The sequence below is a fragment of the Fructobacillus sp. ChS1-6f1-1-27 genome (assembly GCF_059579415.1).
Map to the genome: position 1 here is coordinate 140,620 of NZ_JCAOER010000002.1, position 18,225 is coordinate 158,844.

Consider the following 18,225-nt stretch of genomic DNA (forward strand, 5'->3'; position numbering starts at 1 on the left):
AAGGAGATTAACAATGGATGTAAAAGAAGGCGTATTAGAAGTTTTGCAAAACGTAATTGGTGAAGACATGTCTGGTCAAATGGATGAAGACTTGTTCGAAGCTGGTTTGTTGGATTCAATGGCAACAGTTGAATTGCTCCTCGATATGGAAGGTAAGTTCAACATCCAAGCCCCTGTTTCTGAATTTAACCGTGAAGACTGGAACACAGCCAACAAGATTATTGCAAAAGTAGAATCTTTGATGGGATAAAACGTCATGAGTGACAAGAAAAAACTATGGCAGATCTTCGGACCAGTGATTTGTGCCTTCCTTCTGGTTGGCTTAGTCTTTTTGCTGCCATTTCCTTTGAGCCACTTGAGCCAAAACAAGTTGCGGGAACAATCCGTTTCTTTTGACTACAACGTGGTCAAGGGCGAGGCAATCAAGCAGGCTGCCTTTAACGATAAAAAAGTAAATTATGTTGCCTTTTTGGGTTCTTCAGAATTTTCTCGAATTGACTCCTTGCACCCAGTTGTTCTGGCGGAAAAGTACCATCGCTCTTACCGACCATTTATGATTGGTAAGGCCGGTTCTGAATCACTGGTCCAATATATGAGCATGCAAGAAATGAAGAACGGCTTGGACCATAAGAAGGTTGTTTATGTCATTTCACCTCAGTGGTTCACAAAGACCGGGGAAACTGGCGCCTTTTCATTGTTCTACTCACCACTTCAAACAGTTGATTGGTTATTAAACATTGATGGGAAGCCAAACCAGACAGAAGAGTTCATTGCTAAATCCTTGCTTGACCAAAGTGTGGTCAGCAACAAGCCGATGTACCACCGGATTTTAACCCAGATTTCAAATGGGGAAGCACTATCTTCTGGTGATACTTCACTGTTGAAGGTTCAACAACGGGTCTTGTCTCGCCAAGATGAATTGTTCTCGAACTTCGATAAGAACACGAATTATAGTCAACGGATTGTGCCGGCCCGGAACAAGTTGCCTAACACTTATAGTCTAAGTGCTTTGAACCAACTTGGCTTTAAAGAAGGTCAGAAGGCCACGAAGGGCAATCCGTTCCAGATTAAAAAGTCGTTCTATAATGGTCGGGTTAAGTCACAAGTGAAGTCTTTGAAGAATTCACAGACCCACTATGACTACCGTCAATCAGTTGAATATGCTTACTTGCAAGCCGTTTTGGAAGAGTTTGCTCAGCAGCACTCTGATGTTGAATTTGTTATTCAACCGGTTAACGAACGTTGGACTAAGTACACTGGTTTGTCAAATACTATGTACTACCAGGCTGTTGATAAGATTAAGTACCAGTTGCAAAGCCAAGGCTTTAATAACATTGCTGACTTGTCCCATGATGGTAATCACGATTACTACATGCAAGACACGATTCACATCGGTTGGCGTGGTTGGTTAAAGCTTGACCAGTACTTGAATCCATTCTTGTCATCACCTTACCAAGACCAACATTACACGATTAATAACCGCTTCTTGTCCAAGGAATGGCAAAACTTTAAGCCTCAGGACAAAAGCCTGCAGTCGTTTTCATAAAAATTAAAGCTAACTAGGACTAATGGTGTCCTGGTTAGTTTTTTTTGTTAAAATAAGGGTATGATTATCGGAATTGGAAATGACATGGAGTCAATCAGCCGGGTCCAAGCTGTCTTGGACCGCCGGCCAAACTTTTTGTCAACAATTTTAACGCCAGCTGAGCAAGCGGCCGCTAATGAACGAACGGGTAAGCACTACCTGGAGTATGTAGCTGGTCGTTTCTCAGCGAAGGAGGCCTATTCGAAAGCACTGGGAACGGGGATTGGCAAGTCTGTTTCCTGGCAGGATGTTTCGATTTTAAATGCGCCATCCGGCCGACCAGTGATTAAGGTTAAGGGACAAAAGCACCGCCTGTCAGTGGCAATCACCCACAGTGGCGACTTTGTTAGTACCGTTGTTATCATTGAAAAGGCTTCTTGGCTTACTCGGTTATTTGCCAAATAATGAGAAGGAATTGGGAAATAAACATGGCAGAACAAACTGCTTTTAAAGACCGGGGCGTCGGTTTCTTTCGCTCCAAAAAAGCCCTGGTTCATAATGCATTGGCTGTGATGAAACACGCCAAAGCAAACCGCTTAATTGCTGTCGTCAAGGCCAACGCTTATGGTCATGGCGCCACCTGGGTGGGTCAAACTCTTTTTGAAGAAGCACAGGTAAAGGACTTTGCAGTCGCAACGGTAGCAGAAGGCTTAGACCTTCGGACCGTTTTGCCAAAAGGCCAAACCAACGTGATCTTACTTGGTATTCAAAATTCCGACGCAGCAGCTGTGATGGCCAAAGCCAACCTCCAACCGGCGGTTGGCTCATTGGACTGGCTGCAAGAGGCTAAGAAGGTGATTGAGAAAACGGATGGAAATAACCAGCCCTTGACGGTTCACATTGCCTTAGATACTGGTATGGGCCGGATGGGAGTTAAAACGGTTTCTGACCTTCAAGCCATTTACGACTTGGTTAAAGCAGAACCCATTTTTCAGCTTGGGTCGGTTTTCACCCATTTTTCGACGGCTGATGAAAATGACCAACCTTACTATGATCGGCAAAAGCAAAAGTTTTTGGGCCTGGTCCAAGCGGTTGGTATTGAAGAAAAGTACTGGAACCTGGCAAACTCAGGCTCCGCCCTGTACCATTCAAACGAAATTTCAACCCAGACCATCCGGGTGGGGTCCGTCTTGTACGGCTATAACCCTGCTTACCCATTGAAGGACTGCCCGATTGATTTGGAGCCAGTCTTAAGTTGGCAGGCTCAAATATGGGCAGTTCGCCGGTTAAAAAAAGGTGAAGCTTTATCATATGGCGCTACTTATGTGGCCCAAGAAGACCAGTTGGTTGGCACCGTGCCGATTGGTTATGCTGACGGTTACAAACGAGCTTTAGCCGGGGCAAAGGTCTTGGTCAATGGCCAGGTTGAACATATCTTGGGTCGGGTCACAATGGACCAGTTAGTGGTTTCACTATCAGAACCAGTCCCTGTTAAAACAACCGTCACACTGGTTGGTCGAGACGGCGACCAAAAAATTACCATTGAAGACCTGGCAGACTACGGCCACACGATTCCACACGAACTCTTAACCGGAATTTCCAACCGGGTACCAAGGATTGACGTGAAATAATAGTATAATTAGAAATAAAGAATTTACGGGCCAATGGCCCATACATATCAAGAGGGAAAATATGACAGCAGATTATGAAAATGTTCGCCGTGGCGATGTTTTTTATGCGGATTTAAAGCAGGGAATCGGTTCGGAACAGTCTGGCTTGAGGCCGGTCTTGGTTGTTCAAAATGATGCGGGCAACATTAACGCCCCAACCACGATTATTGTAGCGATTACGTCAAAGATGGCCAAGGCTAAGTTACCAACCCATGTTTCCTTGCCGGCTGACCAAGGTGGGGTGAAACGGGATTCAGTTATCCTGTGTGAGCAAATCCGAACAATTGATAAGCACCGTTTGCGCGACCGGATTGCCCATTTGCCAGCAGATTCGAAAGTGATGCAGGACGTAGCTAAGTCATTGAAAGTCAGCGTTGGTCTTTGACATAGTGCTTTAATATGACCTTAATCTATTATTGCTAAAGTAACATTATTGAATAACTTTGTTAAAAATATTAACCAAAAAAAGAGGAGTACAAGTATGGCCAAAGCAATCAAAATCTTATTAATTGAAGATGACAAGAACCTGGCTGATAATGTTGTTGGCTTTTTGGAAGATTTCGCCGATGTCACGGCAGTTAACGATGGTTTAGACGGTGAATTTGAAGGAAAAGAAGTTCCTTATGATTTGATCATTTCGGATTTGATGTTGCCTGGCGAAAACGGGCTCGAAATCATTAAGAACTTGCGGGAAGATAAGGTTGAAACTCCCGTCTTGATTTTGACTGCCAAGGATTCTTTGGATGACAAACTTGAAGGCTTTAATGTTGGGGCCGATGACTACTTGACCAAGCCCTTCCACCGGGAAGAATTGTTGGTCCGAGTCAAGGCTTTGCTTCGTCGAACAGGTGTTTACTCAGAAGATAACACGATTACGGTTGGTGAATTAACGATTAACCTGGAAAACCGCGGTGTCCAAGTTCACGGTCAATCTGTTAAGTTGGTTGGAAAAGAGTTTGATATTTTGACTTACTTGGGTCAAAACAAAAACATTATTGTTACCCGTGACCAAATCTTTGACCGGGTTTGGGGAATTGATTCTGATACAACTATCAACGTTGTTAACATCTACCTGAACAACTTACGCCGTAAGCTGGAAGCCGTTGGCCAAGGTGGCTTGATCAAGACATTACGTAATATCGGATTTATCCTCGAGGTGCCTGATGCCCAAGCTGATTAACCGCCGTCAACAAATTGATAATTTCTCCACCCTGGCCCTCGGGCTGATGGTGATTTTTTCATTTTTGGCCGGGGTAATCTTTTGGGTTTATACTTTTACGGTTTACGATAGTTCAGATAAAGTCATCAACCAGTACGTCGAGTTTTACCAGAAAAACAACTGGCTAAACGGAACAGTTAAGCTTGATAAAAAATACCAGGGTGGCGATCCAAGCCAGCAGAAGCGGATGCCAGATGATTACCGTGGTAGTATTGTTTACTACGATAAAACGGGCAAGCAAATCCAAAACCAGGGTGTCACCAGCACAAATGGTTCTAAAAATGTTTTCACTAAGAGTTTGGGCTTGAAGTTTAATAAGGATGACCTTGGTGAGGCCACTAAGACCATTCATACTAAGACCTCTTATTTAAGAATACAAGCAGTTCGTTTTAAGACCAATACGGTTTACGTCCCAGATGGCAAGGGCGGCGTTACTTCTGCCAAGTATGGCTACGTCTTTGTTGATGTAACCGACACGGTTTTGAATTTGAAAAAGTTCCAGGACGTGATGATTTGGTCCTTTGTTTCGGCCTTTATCTTTGCCTTATTCTTTGCTTTCTTTGTCTCGAGACGGAGTATGAAACCAATTATTAAGTCTTGGCAGCAACAGCAAGACTTCGTGAACAATGCTGCCCATGAATTGCGGACGCCAATGGCCGTTATTCAGGGAAAGTTGGAAACGATGCTGACGAAGCCAAAGACGACGATTCAAGACCAATATGAATCCATCATCTTGTCACTGTCAGAAGTTCGCCGGTTAAATTCTTTGACCAATAACATGCTGACTTTGGCTAAAACCGGGTCAAATATGACCAAAATTGAAAAAGAGCCAACCGATATCGCTGCTTTCTTAAACCAGATTATGACCCCATACGTTGAAATGGGTGAAATTTCAGACAAGGAAGTTACGATTGAAACGGATGTGCCACAAGAAGTGGCGATTGACCAAAAGCGAATTCACCAACTGCTCGTCTTGTTGATGGACAATGCCTTGAAGTATTCTGACGAAGGCGCCGTCATCACCATGAAAGCTGGTGTTGAAAAGAAGCACTTGCTGTTGTCAGTTGCTGATACCGGCCGCGGGATTTCGGACGACGCCAAAAAGCACATTTTCGACCGCTTTTACCGCGAAGATAAGACTGGTAACCGTGAAACTGGTGGAACTGGCCTGGGCCTCTCAATTGCCGAATGGATAGTTGCGGCACATAATGGTAAGATAACGGTAAGTGATAACGAGCCGCACGGTACGGTCTTTAACATTAGCCTGCCGCTTTAAATTCTGATTGGAAAGGAAAGCTACACCATGCTGTCAAAGCGTCAAATTTTATATACCGCTAGCGTGGCAGTGGCTTTCTTAGTAGGGTCTGCCTTAGTTTTTGTAGCCGCTATGCCTAATTCATGGTTCCAAAGTCGGCTGGCTTTGTCAACGAATACCAATGCAGTTGGGACCGCGACAATCGCTAAAACGGCCTATAAGAGTAATGACCAGGCGACATCGGCCTATAATAAGGTCAAAGATGCCGTGGTAACGGTCCAAAACATGCAAAAGTCAGCCTCATTGAGTCAGGGGACGGCGGCCTTTAATGACCAAACCAAGGATAAGCAGACTTCCGACTATGAAACGGCTTCGCAGGGGTCAGGGGTAGTTGTGAAAATCTCAAACGGTACGGTTAACATTGTGACCAATTACCACGTAATTTCTGGTTCTGATGCCATTCAGATTGTTGAGGCAGATGGGACCAAGGTTGAAGGAACGATTATTAAGTCGGATTCTTCCAAGGATTTGGCGGTTGTCCAAGTCAAGTCAACTGCCTTTAAGACGGTTGCCAAGTTGGCCGATAGTTCCTCTCTAAAGGCAGGTCAACACGTGATGGCCTTGGGATCACCACTTGGTGCAGCCTATGCCTCAACGATGACGAAGGGGATTGTTTCCTCACCAAGTCGAACATTGACGACAGCTGAAACGAATTACCAGAGTATCCAAGTCATCCAAACTGATGCGGCCATTAACCCAGGTAATTCCGGTGGGGCTTTGATTAATATGGCCGGCGAAGTGATTGGAATTAGCTCAGCCAAGATTTCAGCTTCTTCATCCGATACAAGTATTGAAGGGATGGGCTTTGCCATTCCTTCAAACACAGTTGCTTCCTTTATCAAATAAATAAAGTCAATAAAAGCCCGACCATCATGGTCGGGCTTTTTGAATTAAATTATTTTGTTTTACTTTAAAGTACTTTCGTACCATTCGGTTACTTGCTGTGGCATCAGCCGTTCACCGTGGCCGAGTTGGTCAACCTTCTCGCCATCTTCAAATAAGACGAAAGAGGGGATACCCATTAAGCCATAGCTCTTTGCTAAGTCCAAGTTGTCGTCGCGGTCGGCGTCAATCCAGCCGGCGGTCTTGGTTACTTCATCCTTGATTGCTTGGACAAAGGGCTTAATCACCTTGCAATCAGAGCACCAGTCGGCTGATAAGAACATCAATTGACGACCGGGCTTTGTAACAAAAGCCTGAATTTCATCATCTGTGTGTTTTTCTGGTTGGTACATAAATAACCTCCGTTTCGAAGAACATTATAACACAGTCAAAATTAATTGGGATAGTTGTGATTTTCCCAATAATTGTAGGCGAAATCTTGGCATAAACGTGATAATAACTGCAACAAGAACAGTAGAAAAGGCTAACAAAAGAAATGGTCTAGTCACAAACGGTAAAAAGTTGAAGATTTTTAAAAAAATATTTGTGAAAAGTTGTTCGAATTGGCTGAAAAATCTTTTTTTAATTAGAGGAGGGGAGTACAATAAATTGATACTAATTTGATGGAGATTAACATGTTACGGAATCTAAAGCGTGTCCTGATTGGAAAGCCGCTGAAAACTTTAGAAGCATCTGACCAAGCCTTGTCAAAGTCTAAGGCCCTTGCCCTCTTATCTTCGGATGCTTTGTCATCGGTTGCCTACGGAACGGAATCAATTACAGCTGTCTTGCTTGCTGGTGGGGCGGTTGCTTTATGGTTGCAACTCCCAATCGCCCTCTTGATTTTGCTTTTGTTAGCCGCAATTGTGATGTCTTACCGTCAAATTATTCACGCTTACCCCAATGGTGGTGGGGCCTATACGGTTGCTAGCCAAAATTGGGGGTCTAAAGCTGGCCTGGTTGCTGGTGGTTCACTCTTAGTTGACTACATGTTAACAGTCGCGGTTTCAGCTTCTGCCGCTGCAGATGCGATTACGGCTGCAATTCCAGCCATGCTGCCTTATGCCGTCTTGCTATCAATTGTGATCATCTGGGTGTTGACGACCATGAACTTACGTGGGTTGCGCGAGTCAGCCAATTTCTTGATGGTCCCGGTTTACTTTTTTATTATGGTGATGGCCGTCACGGTTGCTTACGGTTTGTACCAAGTTGTGACCGGTGCGGTACCGGCCCACTATGCCGCTAAGATTGGTACCGACTTTTCTGGTTTGTCCGTGATTTTCTTCTTGCGGGCCTTCTCATCTGGGTCATCATCTTTGACCGGGGTCGAAGCCATTTCCAACGCCGTGCCAAACTTTAAGGCGCCGAAAGAAAAGCATGCTGCTACGACCTTGACGATGATGGCTTTGATTTTGGCGGCCTTCTTCTTTGGCATCACTTTCCTGTCTTACTGGTACGGTATCCGGCCAAATTCACATTCAACTGTGTTGTCACAGATTGCGGCCATTACCTACGGTGGTCATGGCCTTGGTTTTTACATGGTTCAATTAGCAACCGCCTTGATTTTGGCCGTTGCTGCCAATACTGGTTTCTCAGCCTTTCCAGTTTTGGCGGTTAACTTGGCCAAGGACAAGTACTTACCCCACCTCTTTATGGACCGGGGTGACCGGCTTGGCTATTCCAACGGAATCTTGTCTTTGTCAATTGGTGCCATGATCTTAACGATTATCTTCCATGGGTCAACGGATGATTTAATTCCACTCTATGCGGTTGGGGTTTTCGTACCCTTTACCTTGTCACAGTCAGGCATGATTATCCACTGGCACCGGTTGAAGCCCCGGTTTTGGTGGGCAAAGGCTTCAATTAATTTCTTAGGGGCCTTTATGTCTGGTAGCTTGGTCTTGGTTTTGTTTATCACCCGTTTTGCCCATGTTTGGCCGTACGTTGTGATTATGCCAGTCGTCTTGCTCATCTTCTTTAAGATTAAAAAGCACTATACGTCAATTTCCAAACAACTCCGCCTTCAATATATCGATAACCACGATAAAGCCCGCCACCACTATGACGGGTCAACGGCGATTGTGCTGGTGTCAAACTTGACTCAGGTTACGTCTGAGGCGATTGACTATGCACAGTCAATCTCAACCAAGGTCGTGGCGATGCACGTTTCCTTTGATATTAACCCGGAAAAAGAGGCGAAAATTGCCGATTTGTTTGAAAAAGACTTTCCAGATGTCCGCTATGTCGATGTTCATACTTCGTACCGGTCAATTGTGAAGCCGATTACGCGCTTTGTCACGAAGGTTTCCCGCCAGTCTGAAAAGATCAACCACTCGGTCACGGTCATTTTGCCACAGTTTGTGCCAAAGAAGCCTTGGCAAAACATCTTGCATAATCAGTCATCGCTTCGGTTGCGGGCCGCTTTGTCAACGATGGATAACATCTCAATTTCAACTTATTATTACCACTTATCGGAATAATCGAATTACAGAAAAACGCCTGACGGCATTGTCGTCAGGCGTTTTTATTTGTCAGTTCATTAAAAAGTTTCAGCGGCGATTGGTGCCAACTTAGCGGTCCAATCAATATCTTTGTACTTCCGTGTCAAAGCAGTCGCTAAGACCCGTTTAGCCAAGTTCCCGTTCCGGGTGAAAATTGGGCCGTGGAAGTATGACCCGTAGACGTTGTGGTAAATCACGCCTTCGCTGCCATCCATCCCGTTGTTGCCCTGGCCGGTGGTGACGGTCCCAAGGGCTTTTTCGCCTTTACCTAGGAACGTCCGACCTTGGTGGTTTTCAAAACCGTGGTATTCTTCGCCAGTTTCGTTGTTTTTAATGACAATATCACCGGTTAACCGAGCGCCTTTTAAGGTTTTAACCTCGTCAGCCGTCATGTTGGTGGTATAGTGGTCCATCACGCCGATTCCATCGACCTTGGACCCGTCTGCCATTTCCATGTAGTGACCAAGGAGTTGGAAGCCGCCGCAGACGGCCAAGAGAGGGCCATCATCTTCGATGTATTCCTTCAAACCTTCGGCCTTGCCCTTTAAGTCTTTGGCAACAATTGTTTCTTCGTAGTCCTGACCCCCGCCAAACAAGACAAAGTCATAAGCTTTGGGGTCAAAGTCATCGGACAAAGAAACCAATTGGTCATCAATTTCAACGCCGATTTGCTTAGCGTAGTACTTTAAGGCGATGATGTTGCCATAGTCACCGTAGGTGTTCATTAAGTCACCGTAGAGGTGGGCGAGGTTTAACGTGTAGTCTGCCATTAGAATTCCTCCTTGATGTAGCCTTTAGCCTTTAAAACGGCCCGGATTTGTAGCATCGCCGTGTAGGTGGCGGCTAAGTAAACCTTGTTTGTTGGGGCTTCTTCGATTGCTTTTAAGATATCTTCAGTCTTTTGGTATGTCCCGGCCAAATCAAAACCAGCCATCTTCAAACGAACGGTCAAGTCCTGGTACCGTTCACCCCCAGTTGAGAGGGAGACGAGCTTAGAATCGTGGAGCTTTTCAAATTCCGCATCCCAAATCCAAGAGGTATCAATCCCATCAGCGTAGTTGGCGTTTAACAGGGTGATTAATGAGAAAGGTTTTTCTTCCGTTTCCATCATATCAATCACGGAGTTGGTTCCAACTGGGTTTTTAATGAGTAAAATGGTGACGTTTTTGTCACCGACCTGGACAGATTCCTGACGGCCAAAGACTTGCTTGTCTTCTTCAAAGGCGGTCTTGATTTCTGCTTGGGAAACGTCAAAGACTCGGCCAACTGCATAGGCGGCAAGGGCGTTGTAAATGTTGTACAAACCGCCGATGGCGATTTGGTAAGGGGTGTTGTCGATGCTAAAGCTTGATGACTTCGGGGTGAGCTTATCCAACGAAGTGACGGCATAGTCTAAAGCTGGGCGCTTAAAGCTGTCCGTCACGGAGAAGTACTTGCCCAAGTTAGCATAGGTGATGTATTGGTAGTGCAAAACCGAGTGGTCCGTCGGCGACAAAATCCCATCGGTATTAGTTGGCGCCTTTAAGTCTTGCCAGTCTGGTTCTTTTACGTGGTCAAAACCATAATAGACCCGCTTGTTTGGGTACTGACCGCGGGCAAAAATTGGTGAATCAGCATTGGTGATCACCGTTGCTTCCGGTGCTTCGTTAATCCCGGCGATAATCTTGTCATAAGTGGTATAGATTTCGCCATAACGGTCTAACTGGTCACGGAAAAGGTTGGTTAGGACGAAGTACTTGGGTTTTATGGCCTTGGTTAGTGACAAAACGTTGGCTTCGTCGACTTCTAAGACAGCCACCGGCTTTTTGCCGTTTGGTGAAGGCTTGACCTTGGTGGTTAACAGCGTGCCGGCAATTCCTTGGACCATGTTTGACCCAGAGGGGTTGGTGATGACTGAATAGCCACCAGCTTCTAAGACCCGGGTCACTAAGGCGGTCGTTAGGGTTTTGCCGTTGGTCCCAGTCACAACGACGAGGTCAAATTCAGAATTGACGGAGTTTAAGACATCCGGGTCAATTTTAACAGCGAGCTTGCCGGGTAAAGAGGTCCCGCCCCGCTTTAAAATTGAGTGTAAGAAGAAGTGGCTGCTTTTGGCAGTCCACTTGGCCGTTTGGCTTTTTAAAGACATGAGATAATCCCCCTTGTTTCTAAGAATATATTTTACCATGACCGCCTAATTTTTGCCCTAAACCGGTCTGGGCTGTCGTCTTATCGGACAAAAATTGCTATAATAATAGGGATAGAATATTTTGGAAATGGTGGGGAAGTTCGTGGCACAACTGTACTTTGAATACGGGGCAATGGGCTCTGGTAAGTCAATTGAAATCTTGAAGGTGGCTCATAACTATGAGTCCCAGGGTAAAAAGGTGATGTTATTAACGCCGTTAGTTGATGACCGGGACGGGGTTGGCATGATTGCCTCTCGAATTGGCTTAAAGCGTGAAGCAACGGTTGTGGATGAAGAAGACAACCTCTTTGAAATGATTGAGGCAGCAGAATCCAAGGAATTGGCAGTCGTCTTAGTTGATGAAGCCCAATTTTTGACACCAGACCAAGTTGATCAGTTGGCTAAAGTCGTTGACGACTTGGATTTGCCAGTGATGACTTTTGGTTTGAAGCAAGACGCCTTCAACCACCTGTTTGCTGGTTCAAAGCGTTTAATTGAAGTTGCTGATAAGTTAGATGAAATGAAAACGATTTGCTCGTTTTGCGGTAAGAAGGCGACAACCCAGTTGCGGATTGCGAATGGAACCCCCCAATACTCAGGTGACCAGGTCCAAATCGGTGGAGATGAGTCTTACTTGCCAACCTGCCGGTACCACTGGCACCACCCAATTATTAATATGATTCCAAAGAACTAAGGAGCTAGAATGGATCCGATTTTTGAACAATTGCAGGCCGTTGTCGACCGCTATGATGAATTAAACCAAATGTTGGCCGACCCGGATGTAATGGGCGATTCAACTCACTATATGGAACTGTCGAAAGAAGCCGGTGGTATCCGGGAAACGGTGGCGACTTTCCAACGCTACCGACAGGTCGTTTCCGACTTACAAGACGCCGAGGAATTACTAGGCGATGCGGAAATGGGCGAACTGGCTAAGGAAGACTTGGCGACCTTGAAACCCGAGAAGTCTGAATTAGAAGAACAGTTGAAGGTCTTGATGCTGCCCAAGGATGCTAATGATGACAAGAACATCATTATGGAAATCCGTGGTGCAGCTGGTGGGGATGAGTCATCGCTATTTGCGGCTGATTTACTTGATATGTACCGGCGCTATGCCGAAAGCCAAGGCTGGTCTTTGCAAATCGTTGATGAAACGACGACTGAAGTCGGTGGTTATAAAGAAGTTGTTGCCATGATTGTTGGTGACCGGGTTTATTCGAAGCTGAAGTTTGAATCGGGTGCCCACCGAGTGCAACGGGTCCCAGCCACTGAAACCCAGGGGCGGGTCCATACCTCAACCGCCACGGTTGGAATCATGCCTGAATTTGAAGAAGTTGATGCCGATAGTTTGATTGATCCAAAGGACGTCCGAGAAGACGTTTATCGGTCATCTGGTGCTGGAGGACAGCACGTTAACAAGACTTCTTCTGCCATCCGTTTGACCCACGAACCAACTGGGATTACGGTGGCGATGCAAGATGAACGGTCCCAGCAACAAAACCGGGCCCGGGCTTGGAAGATTTTGAATGCCCGGGTTTACGACCACTTTGCCCAGCAAAACGAAGCCGAATATGCTGAACAGCGGAAGACGGCCGTTGGTTCTGGGGCCCGGTCGGAACGGATTCGGACCTATAACTACCCACAAAACCGGGTCACTGACCACCGGATTGGTCTGACTTTAAACAAGTTGGATAAGATTATTGGTGGTGACCTGGAAGAAATTATCGATGCCCTAGTTTTGGCCGAACAAACGGCCAAGTTAGCTGAGTTGAACAAGTAATGGCTGGCGTTGAACCTGAAAAAAGCCCCCGCCGTGGGGCGATCACCAAACCGGTCAAGATTTCTTTGTTGGAAGCTCGGAAGTGGGCTCTGCAAGAGTTGCAACAGGCCGGCCAAGACCCAGATCAAGCCGTTGATAACGTTGACTTCTTGTTAACTGGTGCTCTAAAAGTGAACTACGGGATGCTTCGCGCCAACATCACCCGGCAAATGCACCCTTGGCTGGCCGAACGGTGGCCAACCTGGATTGCGAAGCTTATCAAGGAAGAACCCGCCCAGTATATTTTGGGTGAAGCACCCTTTTATGGCCGGGACTTCCAGGTCGATGTCCGGGTCTTAATCCCAAGACCAGAAACTGAACTTCTGGTTGACTGGATCTTGGCTGACTTGAAGGCTGATGAACAGGCTGGCCAAGTCGGACCTGTTACTGTCTTAGATGTTGGGACTGGGTCGGGAGCAATCGCCTTGACCCTGGCTGCCGAAAATCCTGCCCTACAAGTTTTGGGAGCAGATATTTCTCGCGATGCTTTGACGGTGGCGAAAGCGAACCGGAACCGGCTGGCCCTGCAAGACCGGGTTGGTTTGGTTGAGTCCGACCTCTTTTCTGCCTTTGACGGTCAGCTTTTTGATATTGTGGTGTCCAACCCGCCATATATTAAAGAAGATGGCCAAGATGAGATGGATGAGTCGGTGGTTAAATACGAGCCAGACCTGGCTTTGTACGCGCCAGACCAGGGCCTTTATTTATACAAGCAAATGGCCAAGAACTTGGCTTTCCACCTCAATCCGGTTGGTCGGGCCTACTTTGAAATTGGCTATGACCAAGGCGAGGCCTTGAAAAAGGTCTTCCAGGAAGCCTTGCCAGCAGCTAAAGTCACCTTGAAACAGGACTTGGCCGGCTTAGACCGGATGTTAAAGGTCGAATTAACGAAATGAAAACAGAAAATTTACAAAACAATTCAACAGATATCAAGAAAGCAGCTGACCTCTTAAAAGATGGGGAAGTTGTCGCCTTTCCAACGGAAACCGTTTATGGCTTGGGAGCAGATGCGACCAACGATGAAGCGGTCCAAAAGGTCTTTACGGCCAAGGGCCGTCCAGCCGATAACCCGCTGATTATGACGGTTGGCGGTTTGTCCCAGTTAGAACCTTACGTCCAGGTCTCGGATAAAGCCCGAGAATTGATGAAACTCTTTTGGCCAGGGTCTTTGACAATCATCTTGCCGATTAAAGAAGGCGCGGTTTCAATGCTGGTTACCGGGGGTCTCCAAACAGCGGCTGTCCGGATGCCAGATAACGAAGCCACTCGGCAGTTAATTAAGCAGGCTGGTTTCCCAATTGTTGGGCCATCGGCTAACTTGTCTGGTAAGCCGTCACCGACAACAGCCGCCCACGTTCACCACGATATGGATGGGAAGGTTGCGGCAGTCCTAGACGATGGCCCCACCCAGGTTGGGGTCGAATCAACGGTCTTGGATTTGACGGCGGAAAAACCAACGATTTTACGGACCGGGGCTGTTGACCAGAAGTGGTTAGAAAAAGCCTTGGGTGAAACCGTGATTGACGGGACCTCAACGAAGTCTCTGGCCGCTGACCAAGTGCCAAAAGCACCGGGGATGAAGTACCGCCACTATGCTCCAGACAAGCCAGTGGTGGTCTTTGACCCTTTGGATTTTAGTGACTTGAAGGACCAGTTGCAGCCTGATGAAGCGGTAATGGCTCAAAACCCATTGCTAGAAACCCTGGCTGCTGACCAACCTTCTTGGTCTTTGGGTGAAGACTTGCACTCTGCTAGTGAAAACCTCTTTGCCGGCTTGCGGTACTTTGATGACCAAAAAGCAATTAGTAAGATTTTCGTTCAGTCGATGCCGGCCACTGGGTTAGGGAAGGCTTACAACAACCGCCTGGGTAAAGCCAGCGCGGGCCAGGTCTTTGACCCGTCATAAAGAGATTGACCTTGCTATTTTGTAAGCGCTTTGATAAACTAAAGTCAAGCACAAGACTTTTCCAAAAAGGAGAAAAAACATGGCAGAAACAAAAGAATTTAACATCATTTCAGAAACGGGTATCCACGCACGCCCAGCAACTTTGTTAGTACAAGCTGCCTCAAAGTTCACCGCTGAAGTGACCCTGTCATACCAAGGTAAGGAAGTTAACTTGAAGTCAATCATGGGTGTGATGTCACTTGGTGTTGGTCACAACGCTGATGTAACCATCAAGGCCGATGGGGATGACGCCAAGGACGCTTTGGAAGCCGTTTCAAAAGTTATGAAGGACGAAGGTTTGGCCAAGTAATTTACAGGCTAATTAGTCTTTTCAAAAAGTCGCCGATTGCGGCTTTTTTTGTTGGCATTAAAACCCATTTTTAGTAAACTAAGTGTAAGTCAAAAGCGGATAAAAATGCCCAGTTGACTGGTGGAGGACTTGGATGAAAACACTATTGATTGATACGAGTAACCAACCCTTATTGGTCGCCTTAGCACAGGATGACCAGTTGGTGGCCAGCTTTCAAACAGATAAACCTAAAAACCATTCAATTGATCTTTTACCAGCTGCTAAAGATTTGCTAGCCAAGCAAGGCTGGGTATTAGCAGAAATCGACCAAATCGCCGTTGCTAAAGGACCTGGTTCTTTTACCGGTTTGCGGATTGGTCTGACGGTCGGAAAAGTCTTAGCCGATACGTTACAAAAGCCGCTGTTGGCTATTTCTTCTTTGCAAAGTTTGGCTGAACAGGTCCGACTGGCAAAGCAGGACCAGGCGGTGGCAGCTAACCAACCGGCACCCAAGGATACGGTGGTACTGGCCATGTTTGATGCCCGCAACCAAAATGTTTTTGCTGGGGCTTACTTAGGGGGTGTGACGGTCTTAGAAGATGGCCACTATCCGCTGGAAGAAGTGCTTGACTTGGTCTTACAGGTTGGCGAACCCGTAACAGTTGTTGGTGATGGCGACCACTTCGTTGAAGAATTAACCGAAGGTTTGTCATCTTTGACCTTGGAAATTTTGGACCATGGCCAGTCCTTGCCAACAGGGACTGGCCTGGTAGCTTTGGCCAAAAATGCCAAACCAGTGGCTGATATTGCCAACCTCACTCCATCTTACTTACGGAAGACCCAGGCCGAATTAAACTGGGAACAAAACCACCAAAACCAACCAATGGAAAAGCCCTATGTTTTTGAAGTTTAGAAAGAAATCAAAAGAAAAGCCGGTCGCCCAACGACTAATCCACTTTCCTAGTGAAACCTTTGAAAGTGCTGGCGAAGAATTATTTTTACGAGTTGCGACCGTTTCAGATATTCCTGGCTTAGTCGCCATCCAAGAAGCCGTTTATAACGGTTATGCCCCCTGGGTATCACGGGATTTTTACCACGAGTTAACCCAGGAAAAAGACCGCTTGTACCTAGTTGCTTTGAAAAATGACCAGGTGGTCGCCTTTATTGCCTTAGTTCGGCGGGACTTGGTCCAAGACTTACATATTGCTAACTTGGCTGTCTTACCTGTTTGGCAGGGCCGCCAAGTTGGGTCTTACTTGATTAACACGGCGAAGGCGGTTGCCCGAGAAATCGGTCTGCCAACCCTTTCTTTGGAAGCAAGGCGGTCTAACACTGGGGCCCTGTCCTTGTATGACCGGCATGGTTTTCGGGTCCAAGATGTGATTGAACACTACTATTTTGATAACAAGGAAGATGCAATTTCGATGGTGCTAGACCTTGAACATTGAAAAAGCGACAATTGAGGATGCTGGTCAGATTCATGCACTTGCTTTAGCGGCCTTTGGCACTGACCAAGTGCCACTGACCTTTATTAAAGGTCAGTTGGAACGCGGGCAGGTGACTTACCTCTTAGCAGCTGACGGAGCGGGCTTTTTGTCCTACCGGCAAATTCTGGATGAAGTTGACCTGGGCTTTTTAGCGGTGGCACCAGACCGGATGCGACAAGGGATTGCCAGCCGATTGATCGAGCAGATGCTGTCGAATTTGGCGGCGGGGGTCAAGGTGTATTTGGAAGTGGCCGAAAATAACCAGGCGGCCCGGGCCTTGTATGAAAAATTTGGCTTTGACCGCTATGCTAGTCGAAAGAATTACTACCATGACGGGCAAACGGCGATTTTAATGGAGAAAATTCTATGACAACTTTAATTGCATTTGAATCAAGCGCTGATGAAACGTCGGTCGCTGTTGTCAAAGATGGCAAGACGGTGCTGAGTAATGCCGTTGCTACTCAAATTAATTCTCACCAACGCTTTGGCGGGATTGTGCCAGAAGTGGCTTCCCGCCACCACTTGGAATGGATTACTAAAACCCTCGATATTGCCCTGGCCGATGCTAAAATTAACCCCAGTGACTTAGATGGGGTGGCAGTCACCTACGGTCCTGGCCTGGTTGGCTCTTTGCTAGTCGGTTTGATGGGGGCCAAAACCTTTGCGATGGCCCACGACTTGCCTTTGATTCCGGTGAACCACTTGGCGGGACACATTTCAGCGGCTAACTTTAATGAACCAATCCAGTACCCGGCTTTAGCCCTGATGGTTTCGGGTGGGCACACCGAGTTGGTCTTGATGGAAAAAGCCAACGACTTCCAAATCTTAGGTGAGACCTTTGATGACGCAGCCGGTGAATCTTATGACAAGGTTGGCCGACTCTTAGACCTGCCTTACCCGGCCGGTAAGGCGATTGATGAGTTAGCTGCTCAGGGTCAGGTTACTATCGACTTTCCTCAGGCGATGGCGAAGGAAGCTGGCTATGACTTTTCCTTTTCTGGCTTGAAGTCAGCCGTGATCAACCAGGTTCACAATGCAGAACAGCGTGGTGAAACTATTGAGAAAGCTGACCTTGCGGCTTCTTTCCAAGCTGCAGTCATCAAGGCTTTGGTTGGTCGGACCAAGCGGGCTTTGTCTGACTTTCAAGTGAAGTCCTTTGTCTTGGCTGGCGGGGTTGCTGCCAATTCTGGTTTGCGGAAAGCCCTGACCACCCTGCTTGAAAGATTCCCCGAAACGACCTTTATTCCGGTACCAAAAGAATATACCGGTGACAATGCGGCGATGATTGGTGCAGCTGGGTATTTGAACTTCCAAGATGGGGTTTTTGCCGACCTTGATTTGAACACGCATCCCGGGTTAGACTTCCCGTTGCGGGCCGATGAAAACAGGGCTGATTGATTTGTGAA

21 protein-coding genes are annotated in these 18,225 nt (G+C 46.7%); 18 read left to right on the forward strand and 3 right to left on the reverse strand.

Going from position 1 to position 18,225, the window contains the following annotated elements; translation table 11 throughout:
* The first annotated feature begins 13 nt into the window (after positions 1-13).
* From dltC to AC5162_RS01785, 8 genes are all read left to right on the forward strand, one after another.
* Positions 14-250: a D-alanine--poly(phosphoribitol) ligase subunit DltC gene (gene dltC / locus AC5162_RS01750; protein ID WP_496533538.1), complete on the forward strand. Its 237-nt coding sequence runs from the start codon at positions 14-16 to the stop codon at positions 248-250.
* 6 nt (positions 251-256) lie between these two features.
* Complete coding sequence (dltD, locus tag AC5162_RS01755; protein WP_496533539.1) at positions 257-1,546, forward strand: D-alanyl-lipoteichoic acid biosynthesis protein DltD; 1,290 nt, start codon at positions 257-259, stop codon at positions 1,544-1,546.
* A 60-nt stretch (positions 1,547-1,606) separates the two neighbouring features.
* Positions 1,607-1,990: a holo-ACP synthase gene (gene acpS, locus AC5162_RS01760; protein WP_496533540.1), complete on the forward strand. Its 384-nt coding sequence runs from the start codon at positions 1,607-1,609 to the stop codon at positions 1,988-1,990.
* Positions 1,991-2,013: 23 nt separating this feature from the next.
* The gene (gene alr, locus AC5162_RS01765) at positions 2,014-3,156 is read left to right on the forward strand and encodes an alanine racemase (protein ID WP_496533541.1); all 1,143 of its coding nucleotides are present in this window, start codon (positions 2,014-2,016) and stop codon (positions 3,154-3,156) included.
* A 61-nt stretch (positions 3,157-3,217) separates the two neighbouring features.
* On the forward strand, positions 3,218-3,580 hold the full coding sequence (locus tag AC5162_RS01770; RefSeq protein WP_496533542.1) for a type II toxin-antitoxin system PemK/MazF family toxin: 363 nt from the start codon (positions 3,218-3,220) through the stop codon (positions 3,578-3,580).
* A 96-nt stretch (positions 3,581-3,676) separates the two neighbouring features.
* Entirely contained in the window at positions 3,677-4,375 is a 699-nt protein-coding gene (locus AC5162_RS01775) for a response regulator transcription factor (RefSeq protein ID WP_496533543.1), read from the forward strand.
* On the forward strand, positions 4,359-5,690 hold the full coding sequence (locus tag AC5162_RS01780) for a sensor histidine kinase (protein ID WP_496533544.1): 1,332 nt from the start codon (positions 4,359-4,361) through the stop codon (positions 5,688-5,690). The genes AC5162_RS01775 and AC5162_RS01780 overlap by 17 nt, the downstream gene beginning before the upstream one ends.
* Before the next feature lie 27 nt (positions 5,691-5,717).
* Entirely contained in the window at positions 5,718-6,575 is an 858-nt protein-coding gene (locus AC5162_RS01785) for a S1C family serine protease (protein ID WP_496533545.1), read from the forward strand.
* A 59-nt stretch (positions 6,576-6,634) separates the two neighbouring features.
* Here AC5162_RS01785 and AC5162_RS01790 read toward each other — a convergent pair whose 3' ends face one another.
* Entirely contained in the window at positions 6,635-6,964 is a 330-nt protein-coding gene (locus AC5162_RS01790) for a thioredoxin family protein (RefSeq protein ID WP_496533546.1), read from the reverse strand.
* 282 nt (positions 6,965-7,246) lie between these two features.
* Here AC5162_RS01790 and AC5162_RS01795 point away from each other — a divergent pair, with 282 nt between their 5' ends.
* Positions 7,247-9,091, forward strand: coding sequence for an APC family permease (locus AC5162_RS01795; protein ID WP_496533547.1), 1,845 nt, complete (start codon positions 7,247-7,249; stop codon positions 9,089-9,091).
* Between the two features lie 59 nt (positions 9,092-9,150).
* Here AC5162_RS01795 and AC5162_RS01800 read toward each other — a convergent pair whose 3' ends face one another.
* Both AC5162_RS01800 and AC5162_RS01805 read right to left on the reverse strand, forming a co-directional pair.
* Positions 9,151-9,882, reverse strand: coding sequence for a type 1 glutamine amidotransferase (locus AC5162_RS01800; RefSeq protein WP_496533548.1), 732 nt, complete (start codon positions 9,880-9,882; stop codon positions 9,151-9,153).
* On the reverse strand, positions 9,882-11,240 hold the full coding sequence (locus AC5162_RS01805) for a MurT ligase domain-containing protein (protein WP_496533549.1): 1,359 nt from the start codon (positions 11,238-11,240) through the stop codon (positions 9,882-9,884). The genes AC5162_RS01800 and AC5162_RS01805 overlap by 1 nt, the downstream gene beginning before the upstream one ends.
* 142 nt (positions 11,241-11,382) lie before the next feature.
* Here AC5162_RS01805 and AC5162_RS01810 point away from each other — a divergent pair, with 142 nt between their 5' ends.
* From AC5162_RS01810 to tsaD, 9 genes are all read left to right on the forward strand, one after another.
* The gene (locus AC5162_RS01810) at positions 11,383-11,973 is read left to right on the forward strand and encodes a thymidine kinase (RefSeq protein WP_496533550.1); all 591 of its coding nucleotides are present in this window, start codon (positions 11,383-11,385) and stop codon (positions 11,971-11,973) included.
* A gap of 9 nt (positions 11,974-11,982) precedes the next feature.
* Entirely contained in the window at positions 11,983-13,059 is a 1,077-nt protein-coding gene (gene prfA / locus AC5162_RS01815; protein WP_496533551.1) for a peptide chain release factor 1, read from the forward strand.
* The gene (prmC, locus tag AC5162_RS01820; RefSeq protein WP_496533552.1) at positions 13,059-13,994 is read left to right on the forward strand and encodes a peptide chain release factor N(5)-glutamine methyltransferase; all 936 of its coding nucleotides are present in this window, start codon (positions 13,059-13,061) and stop codon (positions 13,992-13,994) included. Before prfA ends, prmC begins: the two co-directional genes overlap by 1 nt.
* Positions 13,991-15,004 (forward strand): L-threonylcarbamoyladenylate synthase, encoded by a 1,014-nt coding sequence (locus tag AC5162_RS01825; protein ID WP_496533553.1) that lies wholly within the window; start codon positions 13,991-13,993, stop codon positions 15,002-15,004. Before prmC ends, AC5162_RS01825 begins: the two co-directional genes overlap by 4 nt.
* Before the next feature lie 79 nt (positions 15,005-15,083).
* A complete protein-coding gene (locus tag AC5162_RS01830; RefSeq protein ID WP_496533554.1) occupies positions 15,084-15,353 on the forward strand; it encodes a phosphocarrier protein HPr in 270 nt (89 codons plus the stop codon).
* A gap of 133 nt (positions 15,354-15,486) precedes the next feature.
* Entirely contained in the window at positions 15,487-16,245 is a 759-nt protein-coding gene (tsaB, locus tag AC5162_RS01835) for a tRNA (adenosine(37)-N6)-threonylcarbamoyltransferase complex dimerization subunit type 1 TsaB (protein ID WP_496533555.1), read from the forward strand.
* Positions 16,229-16,780, forward strand: a complete 552-nt coding sequence (gene rimI / locus AC5162_RS01840) for a ribosomal protein S18-alanine N-acetyltransferase (RefSeq protein WP_496533556.1) — start codon at positions 16,229-16,231, stop codon at positions 16,778-16,780. Before tsaB ends, rimI begins: the two co-directional genes overlap by 17 nt.
* On the forward strand, positions 16,770-17,189 hold the full coding sequence (locus AC5162_RS01845; RefSeq protein ID WP_496533557.1) for a GNAT family N-acetyltransferase: 420 nt from the start codon (positions 16,770-16,772) through the stop codon (positions 17,187-17,189). The genes rimI and AC5162_RS01845 overlap by 11 nt, the downstream gene beginning before the upstream one ends.
* Positions 17,186-18,217, forward strand: a complete 1,032-nt coding sequence (tsaD, locus tag AC5162_RS01850) for a tRNA (adenosine(37)-N6)-threonylcarbamoyltransferase complex transferase subunit TsaD (protein ID WP_496533558.1) — start codon at positions 17,186-17,188, stop codon at positions 18,215-18,217. The genes AC5162_RS01845 and tsaD overlap by 4 nt, the downstream gene beginning before the upstream one ends.
* Positions 18,218-18,225: the final 8 nt, after the last annotated feature.

What these genes read in the sequence shown, in the direction of transcription:
- dltC (WP_496533538.1), top strand. Translation starts at nt 14, where the DNA reads ATGGATGTAAAAGAAGGCGTATTAGAAGTTTTGCAAAACGTAATTGGT.
- dltD (WP_496533539.1), top strand. Translation starts at nt 257, where the DNA reads ATGAGTGACAAGAAAAAACTATGGCAGATCTTCGGACCAGTGATTTGT.
- acpS (WP_496533540.1), top strand. Translation starts at nt 1,607, where the DNA reads ATGATTATCGGAATTGGAAATGACATGGAGTCAATCAGCCGGGTCCAA.
- alr (WP_496533541.1), top strand. Translation starts at nt 2,014, where the DNA reads ATGGCAGAACAAACTGCTTTTAAAGACCGGGGCGTCGGTTTCTTTCGC.
- AC5162_RS01770 (WP_496533542.1), top strand. Translation starts at nt 3,218, where the DNA reads ATGACAGCAGATTATGAAAATGTTCGCCGTGGCGATGTTTTTTATGCG.
- AC5162_RS01775 (WP_496533543.1), top strand. Translation starts at nt 3,677, where the DNA reads ATGGCCAAAGCAATCAAAATCTTATTAATTGAAGATGACAAGAACCTG.
- AC5162_RS01780 (WP_496533544.1), top strand. Translation starts at nt 4,359, where the DNA reads ATGCCCAAGCTGATTAACCGCCGTCAACAAATTGATAATTTCTCCACC.
- AC5162_RS01785 (WP_496533545.1), top strand. Translation starts at nt 5,718, where the DNA reads ATGCTGTCAAAGCGTCAAATTTTATATACCGCTAGCGTGGCAGTGGCT.
- AC5162_RS01790 (WP_496533546.1), bottom strand. Translation starts at nt 6,964, where the DNA reads ATGTACCAACCAGAAAAACACACAGATGATGAAATTCAGGCTTTTGTT.
- AC5162_RS01795 (WP_496533547.1), top strand. Translation starts at nt 7,247, where the DNA reads ATGTTACGGAATCTAAAGCGTGTCCTGATTGGAAAGCCGCTGAAAACT.
- AC5162_RS01800 (WP_496533548.1), bottom strand. Translation starts at nt 9,882, where the DNA reads ATGGCAGACTACACGTTAAACCTCGCCCACCTCTACGGTGACTTAATG.
- AC5162_RS01805 (WP_496533549.1), bottom strand. Translation starts at nt 11,240, where the DNA reads ATGTCTTTAAAAAGCCAAACGGCCAAGTGGACTGCCAAAAGCAGCCAC.
- prfA (WP_496533551.1), top strand. Translation starts at nt 11,983, where the DNA reads ATGGATCCGATTTTTGAACAATTGCAGGCCGTTGTCGACCGCTATGAT.
- prmC (WP_496533552.1), top strand. Translation starts at nt 13,059, where the DNA reads ATGGCTGGCGTTGAACCTGAAAAAAGCCCCCGCCGTGGGGCGATCACC.
- AC5162_RS01825 (WP_496533553.1), top strand. Translation starts at nt 13,991, where the DNA reads ATGAAAACAGAAAATTTACAAAACAATTCAACAGATATCAAGAAAGCA.
- AC5162_RS01830 (WP_496533554.1), top strand. Translation starts at nt 15,084, where the DNA reads ATGGCAGAAACAAAAGAATTTAACATCATTTCAGAAACGGGTATCCAC.
- tsaB (WP_496533555.1), top strand. Translation starts at nt 15,487, where the DNA reads ATGAAAACACTATTGATTGATACGAGTAACCAACCCTTATTGGTCGCC.
- rimI (WP_496533556.1), top strand. Translation starts at nt 16,229, where the DNA reads ATGTTTTTGAAGTTTAGAAAGAAATCAAAAGAAAAGCCGGTCGCCCAA.
- tsaD (WP_496533558.1), top strand. Translation starts at nt 17,186, where the DNA reads ATGACAACTTTAATTGCATTTGAATCAAGCGCTGATGAAACGTCGGTC.